Annotated in this window: 7 protein-coding genes and 2 pseudogenes; 7 read left to right on the top strand and 2 right to left on the bottom strand. The window is 40.7% G+C overall.

Going from position 1 to position 9,846, the window contains the following annotated elements; translation table 11 throughout:
• Positions 1–731: 731 nt before the first annotated feature.
• A complete protein-coding gene (locus BCAMP_RS09390) occupies positions 732–1,178 on the bottom strand; it encodes a hypothetical protein (RefSeq protein WP_035315194.1) in 447 nt (148 codons plus the stop codon).
• Positions 1,179–1,267: 89 nt separating this feature from the next.
• A pseudogene (locus BCAMP_RS09385) lies at positions 1,268–2,659 on the bottom strand (DHA2 family efflux MFS transporter permease subunit).
• 166 nt (positions 2,660–2,825) lie between these two features.
• On the opposite strand from BCAMP_RS09385, the gene BCAMP_RS09380 reads away from it, so the two are divergent.
• The 7 genes and pseudogenes from BCAMP_RS09380 (at position 2,826) to BCAMP_RS09350 (ending at position 9,474) form a co-directional block, all read left to right on the top strand.
• Positions 2,826–3,362, top strand: coding sequence for a TetR/AcrR family transcriptional regulator (locus tag BCAMP_RS09380; RefSeq protein ID WP_035315192.1), 537 nt, complete (start codon positions 2,826–2,828; stop codon positions 3,360–3,362).
• A gap of 194 nt (positions 3,363–3,556) precedes the next feature.
• A complete protein-coding gene (locus BCAMP_RS09375; protein WP_051457016.1) occupies positions 3,557–3,910 on the top strand; it encodes a hypothetical protein in 354 nt (117 codons plus the stop codon).
• A 28-nt stretch (positions 3,911–3,938) separates the two neighbouring features.
• A pseudogene (locus BCAMP_RS09370) lies at positions 3,939–5,161 on the top strand (Y-family DNA polymerase).
• A 15-nt stretch (positions 5,162–5,176) separates the two neighbouring features.
• Positions 5,177–5,833: an alpha/beta fold hydrolase gene (locus BCAMP_RS09365; RefSeq protein ID WP_084038770.1), complete on the top strand. Its 657-nt coding sequence runs from the start codon at positions 5,177–5,179 to the stop codon at positions 5,831–5,833.
• A gap of 153 nt (positions 5,834–5,986) precedes the next feature.
• Positions 5,987–7,552, top strand: a complete 1,566-nt coding sequence (locus BCAMP_RS09360) for an ABC transporter substrate-binding protein (protein ID WP_035315191.1) — start codon at positions 5,987–5,989, stop codon at positions 7,550–7,552.
• A 75-nt stretch (positions 7,553–7,627) separates the two neighbouring features.
• Complete coding sequence (locus tag BCAMP_RS09355) at positions 7,628–8,578, top strand: ABC transporter permease (protein ID WP_035315189.1); 951 nt, start codon at positions 7,628–7,630, stop codon at positions 8,576–8,578.
• A 35-nt stretch (positions 8,579–8,613) separates the two neighbouring features.
• Entirely contained in the window at positions 8,614–9,474 is an 861-nt protein-coding gene (locus BCAMP_RS09350) for an ABC transporter permease (RefSeq protein WP_035315195.1), read from the top strand.
• Positions 9,475–9,846: the final 372 nt, after the last annotated feature.

Raw genomic sequence — 9,846 nt, 5'->3', positions numbered from 1 at the left:
TTAGTTCCGTGTTTAATGAGTTTAACTGTTTTATTATTAAAGCCGCAATTCGCACACCGTGAGTGTGTGTAAGAGCGTGTACCAAAATAACAAGTGCTTAAAACACCTTTAATTAACTGAGTTAAACACCATGTTTTTGGAAAAGAAATAGTTTCATCTGTAATTCCAGAGGGATTTGCGATATTATTACAAGTGATACCTGATATTGTCGAATCCCCCTTATAAATTTGTTGTGGTGACTTAATATTATAGGGATTTTGAAAATGTTGCTATTTTTTTGCGAAAAAATAGGCATCAGTGAAAATTCACCAACACCATAAATTATAGAACCTTTTAATTTAACAGAGCAAAGATATAGGTTTCAAGCAGAGCAGCTTTAATAATAAGCGGCACAAACAGGCTGAGATAAACTTTCATTATAACAAGTTGTTGTTGTGATAAACTTGCTGCCAAAGGAACACGTGTGCACAGCACTTTTAATTTGGCACGAATTAGCTTATTTAACGCATAGAGAAACACCGCGAGGATAAGTTTGCTACCGATGACCATATCTAATTTTGTGATTGATTATAGTTAGTGTAATAAAAAAAGATGTCCACATGAACATCTTGATACAAGTAGCAGTTCTAACTGCTTAATGACACTTTAAGTTTTTTTAGGCCAAAAATAAAACGTTAATGAATATAAGAAGTCCAACATGATGATAAAAAGCCAGATGTTTATCACATCGGTTAAGCCTTTACTATTATGCTGTTGTCAATGAACAAAACCGCCAAAACAAGTAAGATTGACCCTAAACAGAAGGCATATAAATGACGTACGGACTGCTTTAATTTATATTTGGCCAGTGGTTTACCGGTTAATGTTTTAGTAGGGCTCAGTTCTTTTTGGTCGGCTGGTTTGAATTTGTTATCAATCCAAGCGAGTAGTGAAGGCCCGCAACACAGGGCAACACCAATAAAAACAGCAGAGAGGCCATGATAAATGGTAGCAAAGGTGCCGTTTTTAATGTTTAAGGCCGTTGCATATAAGAGCACTGCATCGATGGCGACAGCAACATACAAAACGATGCTGCTGGCACGTTGCTTTTTAAAGAGGTAACGTGTAATAAAACCAGCAAACAGGACAAACCAAAAAGCAATTTGTGAAAAGAAGATAAACCAAAATGTAAAATTCATGCAAAGACTCCCTTGATTAAGTTGTATAGTAAAAACAGTATAGCATTTATTGGTGCTAACTGCTAAGCACAAGGTAGGTAAGTAACGCGTTAGTCAGTTGTTTTTACTTTGCGAGGGACGAATAAAACAATCACAAAGGCAATCAAGGCTAAAATAAACATACACATGTACGTATCGCTAGCACCACTAATTTGAGCGAATTGAGCAGGGAGGTGAGCGGTTGTTTGCATCGTATAAATAGTAATGACGACGGCTGTACCAATGGCACCTGCCACTTGTCGCACTGTGTTGTTCACCGCTGAACCATGTGAACCGAGTTCGATCGGTAAGGTGTTGAGGGCAGCAGTATTAAGCGGCATACTAATGAAGCTAAGGCCAATCCGTAAAATAACAGTACGAATAATAATGTAAATGAAGCTTGTCGTTACACTTAAATCAGTCACCATCCACATCGACAAGGCGATGAGTAAGGTACCAATCATAAACAGTGGTTTGGCACCGACCTTGTCATAGAGACGCCCTGTTACAGGTGAGAGGCAGGCGTTAATAATTGCACCAGGGAGCAAGAGTAAGCCGGCTTGTAAGGCAGTAGCGCCACGACCTGTTTGCAAATACATTGGTAATAAAATTAAATCAGCATACATTAGAATAGTAATCGCGACATTAATAATCGTTGTCATGCTGTACATTTTATACTTAAAAACGTTCAAGTTGAGCAATGGCTCTGACGACTGCAGTTGACGAAGGCAAAAGAACACAGTCACAATCAAGCCGATGCTAATCGCGCCTAATACAAGGCTATCACTCCAACCACGGCTACCAGCACTACTAAAACCAAATAAAACGAGGCCGAAACCGATGGTCGATAGGAGCACGCTAGTGATGTCCAATTTAGCTGCGGTTGTTTCTCCAACGTTAAAAAGGTATTTAACAGCTAAAGCGATAATAAGGAGTGAAATGGGAATCATGCCGATGAACAACCAACGCCATGAAACGTAATCAATCACAAAGCCAGCGAGTGTCGGTGCAATTGCTGGGGCAAAAATAATTGCAAAGCCGATTTTCCCCATAACAGCTCCCCGTTCATTTTGGGGATACAATTACAGGATGACGGTCATCATGAGCGGTAAAATAATCCCAGCGCCAGCCGCTTGCACCATTCGTCCTGTCAGCAACATACCGAAATTAACAGCAACGGCACTAATAACGGAACCAAGAAACAAGAAAAACATGGAGGTGATGAATAATTGGCGGGTCGAAAAACGTTTCATTAAAAAGGCCGTCAAAGGGACTAAAATACCATTCACAAGCATAAAACCAGTAGCTAACCATTGAATCGTGGCAGCCTTTACTTCGAAAATACGCATGAGGTCGGTTAAGGCCACATTGAGCAACGTTTGGTTAAGGGTCGAGAAGAAACAACCAATAATCATAATGAAAAGTAACATTTTTTTAGTGCGTAAGGGGATATCGTTTGTCATTGTCAAACTCCTTCAGTTATACTATTTTATAGACAATGTGTCTACGAAATAGTATAAAGAAAAAAAAAGGCTAATGCTAGCAACGATTTTGTGGCAAATGTAGAGTAAGCAACATCATCGAGCAAACTGTCGATGAAATAAACAAAGATAGACAGGTGGTCTTTAAATGACGAGAAAATCAGATCCGCGGGCATTGCGCACAAAGGCAATGCTAAAAAAGGTAGTGATTAGCTTATTACAAACAGGTACTTCGGTTGAAAAGTTAACGATTCAACAAGTAGCGACCGCAGCAGGACTTAATCGGACGACCTTTTATTTACACTATGAAGATATTCAGGCATTAGTCAGCTCATTGATGAAGGAGATACTGGCTGAAATAGATACAAAAATCGCTAAAATCATTGAACTAGAAGGGTTATCACGGCAAGAACGACTCGAACAGTTGCTTGATTATTTACATACACAACGTCATTATTTGTTTGTGCTGTTTCAAACCGAACAGTTTGAAAGCCAACTGTTTAATGCGATGAAAACGATTATTAGCATTCGTCGCGACCAACTCGAAACACCAACAGCTAACAGCTTTGTCGATATCGATATTAAGACAGCCTCCCTCGTCGGGATTATTATGTGGTGGCTAAAAGCAGGGTTACAGTATAGCTCAGCCTATATTGCAGCTGAGATTGAAAAAATGTATCGTTGACAAATAAAAGTGAAAGCAAACAGCTTGGAAGAGAAATGAAGGCGATTATTTCACGTCGCGACTATTCCTTTATGTTCAAAATAAAACGCATCACTCATTTTAGATAATGAGTGTTTTTTTTATGTAATTGAATATCTTTAAAAAATAGTGTAGAATAAAAAGCGAACAAACGTTCTGTTTTTGGAGGTGTAAGGATGATCTATAATGATCGAAAAATGTTGAAGTGGCAAGGTTTCTTTTTAAGCGAACATAATGAGGCGTTAGCGCACATCCGCAAACAACAGCCCATCAACGTCAAAGAACAACAAACAAGTGAAGTCATCAGTCAACAATTAGAACGCAGTTGGCTCAGTTATCAGCCCGTGCGGATTCAATCAAACATAAGAATCAATGGTGCCTATCAATCAGCTATTTGTGGTCAAGTGATTGGTTTTAATGGCGATCTAATCTATTTGGTAAGTGGAGCCAATCAGTACGTCATCAACAGTGACGATATTTGGCACGTTGAACAATTAGAAGCGGAGGATACGGTAAATGGTAGCGATTGACTACAGCAAGCTCCCGAAGCGCGATGTGATGTGTATTGACTGTAAATCGTTTTTTGCGAGTGTCGAAAGCGTGCGTAGAGGTTTGCATCCGCTCGAAAGTCTGCTGGTGGTAATGAGTCGAGGTGATACCAATGGAGGCCTTGTGCTAGCGGCTTCACCTCGGGCAAAGGCTGAATACGGCATTAAAACAGGCACACGCAAGTTTGAACTGAAGCCAGACTGGCCGCTTATTATTGTTGAACCGCAGATGGCGGACTACATTAAAATGAATCTACGGGTCAATGCGATTTTTAAGCGCTTCACCGATGATGCCAACTGGTTTCCTTATAGTATTGATGAAAGCTTCATCGATGTGACAGCCTCACATCGTTTATTTGGGACAACCGAAACAATCGCTCATGCGATTCAGACCGCTGTGTACGAAGAACTGGGTCTCGTGGTGTGTGTCGGAATGGGTGATAATCCCCTGTTGGCAAAACTAGCGTTGGATAATGAAGCCAAAGAAAACGAGCCTTACCGTGCGTATTGGGGTTATCAGCATGTCGAAAACATCAGACGGATACAGCCGTTAACGGCGATGTGGGGTATTGGTGCTCGCACCGCAAAAAACCTTAAACAGATGGGAATATTCACCATCGCTAGCTTAGTAGAAGCAGATGTACGACAGTTGCGCAAAAAACTCGGTATAATGGGTGAACAGCTGTACTATCATGCCCACGGGATTGATTACTCGATTTTGAGTGAACGGGTAGCTCCAATCGACAAAAGTTATGGCACCTCACAAATTTTAACGCGTGATTACAATCGAGCAGCGGAGATACAAATTGTTATTCGTGAAATGATCGAAAAAGTAGCGGCGCGCTTGCGCAGTCATCACGTCACGAGTTCCGTCATGCAGCTGAGTATTTCTTATTCAAAACACAGTGACGTCGTAGGCTTTCATGTGCAGCAAACGATGGTGGCAACAAATCGCACAAAGGTTTTGAAAGAAGTGGCATTAAGTTTATTTAAACAACATTATCAGCAAGGTCCAGTACGGCGGATTGCTGTGACTTGTGGCAAGGTGAGTCGCACACAGGTCGAACAACTCGATTTGTTTGAGCCAGTCAATGACTTATTAAAAGATACAAGACTAGAAAAAACAATTGATGGTATTCAAGCAAAATATGGCTACCAAGCTTAATGCATGCCAGCAGTTTGGCAGAAGGCGCAACTGCGCTTAAACGCTCGCGTTTAGTTGGTGGGCATTAACTAAAGGGGGGACGAATGATGCAAACATATACGATTAGAGAGATAACTTTTAAACTACGATACACCGATTTACCTGGAACCGAAACGCCGATTGTTTTCATACACGGTTTAGGATGTACCGGCTCATTTGATTACCCAAAAGTCGCACAGACTCCCTGTCTCAGTGAACATCGCCGCATTATGATTGATCTACTAGGAGCTGGTTATAGTGATAAACCACTAAATTTTGCTTATGCCATCGAGGCGCATGCGCAGTATTTAATTGATTTCATCACGGATATGCAATTGGGACCAGTCATTTTATATGGTCATAGTTTAGGTGGGGCGATTGCATTTACTATGATCGATTTAGCCCCTGATAGCTGTCGTCAGCTGATTCTAGCAGAGCCGAATTTAGATAGCGGTGGCGGTGAAACAACCGTGGTTATTGCGGCTATGACGGAAGGTGCCTTTATAACGAGTGGATTTGAGGCAGTGATACAAACCGCCCAATTAGCAGCAGATACAGTTGAACAAGATTGGGCGGCTAGTTTTACCACGTGGATACCGGTCGCCGCCTATCAGATCTCGCGAGCGGCTGTTGAGGGGCAGACCCCATCTTGGCATGACATCTTGTATGGTTATAGCGGCCCGAAAAGCTATCTGTTTGGGCCATTCAATGACCTTAGATAATCCCGCCGATTTAGCACGTGCCATTAAAGCATCGCTAAATGAAGTAACTGGACTTGACAAATAGGTGGAATCGCGGTAAGTTAGATTTAATTCATAGTAGTTCACTAAGGATTAAAAAACGGTAAGCCAATGTGCTTAAGGGGGAAAGTCAAAATGAAAAAGTTTTTTGTAGGAACGCTGATTGCAATCTTTGCGGTGGTTTTAGCAGCTTGCGGTAGTGCAACTAAAGAAACAAGCAACAAAGAATCAGCGAAGAAAGACGGCTCAATCATTATTGGTGTAGCGGGTGAACCGAGTGTGCTAAATCCGAATTATGCCTCAGATCGTGTCACATTAACCATGCAACAAGCACTTTATGCACCACTCTTTTGGGAAATTGATGGCAAACCAGCGTTAGCAGATAGCCTAGTTGTCTCTGCTAGTAGCCTTGAATATACTGTAAAACTGAAAGAAAACTTAACATGGCATGATGGCAAACCATTAACAGCTGCGGATGTTGTCTTTACAGTGGAATCAACTTTAGATGAAAAACAACATTCACCTAATCGTAGTAAATTTGTCTTTGATGGCAAACCGTTGAAAGTCGAGGCGCTTGATCAGACAACAGTTAAATTCACTTTACCAACAGCAGCGCCAGCTTTCACCGAAACATTGAATACCTTTTATCCTATCCCAGAGCATCTGTTTGCGGGTGTGGCTAATATTGAAAAAAGCGATAAAAATAAAAAACCAGTCGGTTCAGGTGCATTTGCCTTTGTTGAATATAAAACAGGCGAATACGTTTCATTGAAACGATTTGATAACTATTTTGATGGCAAAGCGAAGCTGGCTAAATTGACGTTTCGCATTACAAAAGATCAAAATGCCGCCAATCTTGCATTACAAAATGGTGAAATTAATTTAAAAGCGATTCAACCGGCTGATCGTGATTCGATTGAACTCGCGAGTGATGTTGAAATTATTACGTATCCCGAAAATCGTTTAAGCTACATTGCGTTTAATCAAAATCAAACCGCTCTAAAATCAAAAGAATTACGTCAAGCATTATCCTATGCACTTGATCGAAAAAGTTTAATTAACTCGGCTTACGGTTCAGCTGACTATGCGAAACCGGCAAGTTCGTTCTTAACTGAGAACACAAAGTATTTCACAGATAAAGTCGAAACATACGATAATGACATCAAAAAAGCCCGGGATCTCGTTGCTCAAAGTGGCTACGAAGAAGGAACTAAATTAACTGTTTATTACTCGAACAATAGCAAATCACAAGAGAGTATGGCTCTATACATTCAAGAACAGTACAAAAAAATTGGTGTCACACTTGAATTGAAACCAACGGATCCAAATGCCTTAAGTACGATTACCTTAGATCGCGACAATAAGGATTACTCACTTGCGCTTAATGGTTATATTATGGGTAATGATCCGGATGCCTACACAAGCTTATTCTTAAGTGACTCACCATACAACTACAGCAACAACCATGACAAAACACTAGATGAACTGTTTACAAAAGGGGCCGTAACGAGTGATGACAAAGTCCGTCAAGCTATTTATGAAGACGTGCAGTCAAACATTGCCAACAACGCTGTTATTTACCCGATTTCATACGATAATGCCGTATTGGCGTTAGACAAGAGTTTCAAAGGTGTTGAGGCTGCTACACCGCAACCCGTATCAATGTTTAAAGATTTTTCTAAATTAGAACGTGCTAAATAATTAACCGTCAGCAAGGACTGGTCGCCCACTCGTTGGTGACCAGTTTTTATTTTGTGTATCGAAAGGAGTCAAATCATGCGCACAACGATTGTTAAACGACTTTTACAGATGATTCCGATGTTAGTGGTGATTTCTATTATTTCATTTGCCCTCATTAAATTAGCACCAGGGGATCCAATCAATTCATTCGTGACACCAGATATGAATCCGACGGATGTCGAACGGATTCGTCAAAGTCTCGGTCTTGATCAACCGCTTTATATTCAATATTTCCGCTGGTTAGTCAATCTCTGCCAAGGAAACTTAGGCTACTCAATTATTAACAGCCAACCAGTACTCGAACAAATCATTGAACGGATTCCTGCCACACTCGGTTTGATGGGAACGTCATTAGTACTGACCTTAATATTAGCGATTCCGCTTGGCTTGATCGCTGCCGCTTACGAAAATACTTGGATTGATAAAATACTGAATGGTTTATCATATGTTGGGATTTCAATTCCAGTTTTTTGGTTTGGTATGCTCTTGATTAATTTCTTTTCGATTAAGCTAGGATGGTTTCCTAGCCTTGGTATGCGTACGATTGGTGAAAACTCCTTTAAAGATATGGTGTGGCATGCTGTTCTGCCAGTGGTTACCTTGACTTTTCAAGGCTGCGCCTCGTATTACCGTTATGTACGGAGTAACACCATCAACCAATTGAAAGAAGATTATGTCTTGTTCGGCTATGCCAAAGGACTATCAAAGTTGCGTGTGCTTGCATACCATGTATTGAAAAATGCGTTGTTACCCGTTATTACGCTTCTCGGTATGTCATTGCCGCAAATTATTAGTGGCGCTTTTATTACTGAAAGTATTTTTTCGTGGCCAGGAATGGGGAGTTTAGGCATCAATGCCATCTTCCAATTAGATTACCCTGTTATTATGGCAATCACCCTTTTTTCGGCGTTGTTATTAATTATTGGTAATCTGTTAGCCGATATTGCCTATACGATTATTGATCCACGAATTAGCGGAAAGGAGTGAGTGAATGTCAGGCTTTGAATTTATTAAAAAACATAATGAAGGCTTTTTTAAAAGAAGCTGGTGATGTTCAAGTAGTACGTCATAGCAGCACATGGCGCTATTTGTTACATGATAAACGGGCTGTGTTTGCACTCTCGGTGTTAGTTATTTTAACGGTGGCATCATTGCTTGCTTTTGTATCACCTTATGATCAAAATGCACTGTCAGCGACGGAACGTTTAATGCCTCCCAGTGCGAGTCACTGGTTTGGGACCGATGATCATGGCCGCGATTATTTAACACGGGTCTTATATGGCGGTCGTATTTCGATGACTGTTGGTTTATTATCGATGGTTATTGCGATTGTTGTAGGGACGCTGGCCGGCACAATTAGTGGCTACTTTGGCGGCGTGATTGATAATTTGATGATGCGCTTTTTGGATATTTTTATGTCGATTCCATCGTTCTTTTTATTGATGATTTTAAATGCGTATTTAAAACCGGGCATCGCTAATATTATTATTATCATCGGTCTGCTTTCGTGGATGGACGTGGCTCGGATTGTGCGGGCGGAAACCTTAACGTTAAAAGGGCGTGAATTTGTCTTGTATGCGAAGTCATCGGGTGCAAATGTGATGCGTATTATTGTTAAGCATATTATTCCCAATGCGCTGCCATCTATTGTAGTAGCGGCCTCACTTAATATCGCCGGTGCGATTTTGACGGAATCGGCTTTGAGTTTTTTAGGGCTCGGAGTGCAACAACCCAACGCTTCATGGGGAAGTATGCTTAATAATGCGCAAGGGTTTATGGCGAATGCCTCTTATTTAGCGCTGTTTCCCGGGTTATTTATTTTATTGACGATTTTAGCTTTTAATATTTTAGGTGATGTCTTTCGAAAGGCAATGAGTCGCTAAAAGAAAAATGGACAGTGAGTCTAACAACTCACTGTCCGTTCCAGACTGAAGATAAACGCTGTTCTAGGTCGTCAATGCCTCGCCTTATCGGAGTCGAGTACCATCTGTACACTCACCTCTAAGGCTCGTGTTTCCTACTAGAACGAAAGTAAAATCAGCTCGTTCAACTTTAAAGATATTGGAATGGAAAAGAAGAGCGACTATTTCCCGTCGCTACTTTTCCATGAAATATCATAGAAGTTAGCTGATTAAACGAGAGGATATAACAACATTTCTATTCAGTCTTATCATCTCGTACACAAAGTCACTGTAATAGCATTACAAAGAAAATGAAGTCTGTTTAGACTTTGTCTACAATCTGAAACGGAAAGT

Origin of the sequence: Brochothrix campestris FSL F6-1037 (assembly GCF_000525915.1) — a bacterium.
Lineage (GTDB): Bacteria > Bacillota > Bacilli > Lactobacillales > Listeriaceae > Brochothrix > Brochothrix campestris.
The sequence above is the reverse complement of the archived record's forward strand: the minus strand, read 5'-3'. Positions and strand labels throughout refer to the sequence as shown.